The sequence below is a fragment of the Saccharothrix hoggarensis genome (assembly GCF_042678885.1).
In the GTDB taxonomy this organism is placed as follows: domain Bacteria; phylum Actinomycetota; class Actinomycetes; order Mycobacteriales; family Pseudonocardiaceae; genus Actinosynnema; species Actinosynnema hoggarensis.
This window is the reverse complement of sequence record NZ_JBHTLK010000469.1, coordinates 1-1,622: the sequence shown is the minus strand read 5'-3', so window position 1 is coordinate 1,622 and position 1,622 is coordinate 1. Positions and strand designations below refer to the sequence as shown.

The 1,622-nt window shown below is 73.6% G+C and carries 2 protein-coding genes; both read left to right on the top strand.

Annotated elements, in window-relative coordinates:
• The coding region (locus tag ACFQ3T_RS36495; protein ID WP_380730719.1) for a hypothetical protein at positions 1-492 on the top strand (492 nt) is incomplete at its 5' end.
• A partial coding sequence (locus ACFQ3T_RS36490; protein WP_380730717.1) for a PPE domain-containing protein occupies positions 492-1,622 on the top strand: 1,131 nt, incomplete at its 3' end. The genes ACFQ3T_RS36495 and ACFQ3T_RS36490, both read left to right, overlap by 1 nt.

Genomic DNA, 1,622 nt, shown 5'->3' with positions numbered 1-1,622 from the left:
GCGCCGGCGGGCGACCCGGGCGCCACGGTCACGTTGCCCGCCGCCGCCACCGCGGAACCGGCGGCCGCGACGCCGTCACCGGTCCCGGACGGCTTCGCCAAGGCCGCGCAGACCGACCTGGACAAAGCCACGACCGCCCTCGGCGCGGTGGACAAGGGTTCCGTCCAGCTCGACCTGGACAAGCAGGCCGTCGACGACCTGCTGAAGCTGGTGTCCAAGGCCCGTGACGTGGTCGACAACGTCCACAGCCGGGCGGTGAACAACCTCGACGTCGAGCTCAAGTTCGGCAACAACTGGGTGAGCGACGCGATCAGCCGCCGGCTGCGCGAGGTCGCGGTGGGCAACGAGGAGTCGGCGGTCAACGTGATCGGCGACTTCATGCAGGTGCTCTTCGAGGTCGAGGAAACGATCCGCGAGGCCGCGCGGAACCTGGCGCGGGCCGATGACGATGCGGCGGACGCCTTCGGATCCGCGGGGGAGGCGAAGGGCTGATGGGCGGCAACAACTACGGCGGCGGCCACAACGGCGGCGGCCAGAACCACGGCGGCGGCCACAACGGCGGCGGCCACCACGGTGGCCAGAACCACGGTGACCGGCACTACGGCGGCGGCCAAGGCCAAGGCGGCGGCCAAGGGCACGGCGGTGGCCACGGCAACGGCCACGGCAACGGCCACGGCAACGGGCACGGGCACGGGCACGACAAGCCGACCGACCTCGGCCAGAAGGTCGACTGGATGACGTACTCCCACCAGCAGCTGTGGGAGATGATCAACACCGGCGTCGACCTCAAGGCCGCCGGCAGCGCGCAGGCCGACTGGGCGAGCGTCGGCAAGGCCCTCACCGAGGTGCAGGAGCTGCTGGCCAAGGCGATCGGCCAGTCCACGCTGGCGTGGGAGGGCGAGTCGGCCGAGCGCGCCCGCGAGGCCCTGGTGTCGGTGGAGAAGTGGGCGCTGAACACCAGCGAGCACGCCGACAACGTGGCCAAGTGCATCGCCACCGAGATCGAGCACGTGCAGACGGCGCGCGAGATGATGCCGCCGCCCGCGCCCGCGCCGCCCGTCGTCACGCCGGCCGGCGAACCGCCGCTGACCTCGGCCACGCCGCCCGTCGCCTACATGCCGCGGGCGCAGCTGTCGCGTGACCTCGCCGCGGAAGGCCACGACTACCGGACCCTGACGCCGGACGACGGCCTGGTCGCGAGCCCGCCGGTCGCGAAGGCGCCCAACGCGTTCACCGGCATCGACACCATCGGCGCGCCCGCGATCGACTCGGTCGTCACCGCGGACGCGACGCACCGCCAGGCCGCCGAGGTCATGGCGATGTTCCAGCAGAACTCGTACGCGGTCGACCGGACCGTGCCGTCGTTCAGCCCGCCGAGCAACCCGGTGGCGCCGCCCCCTCCGCCCGTGGTCACGCCGACCCCGCCGGTGGGTGACGGCGGTGGTGGCGGCGGTGCGGGCACCGGTGCGGGCACCGGCGGCAACAACCCGGTCGTCGTGGGCAACAACCCGAACCAGCCCCACAACCAGCGTCCGGGTGGACCGCCCGCGCGCGGTGGTTCCGGCGGCGGCCGGGGCGGCTTCAGCGGGCGCGGCGTCCTGCCCACCCCGGTCGGCCTGACC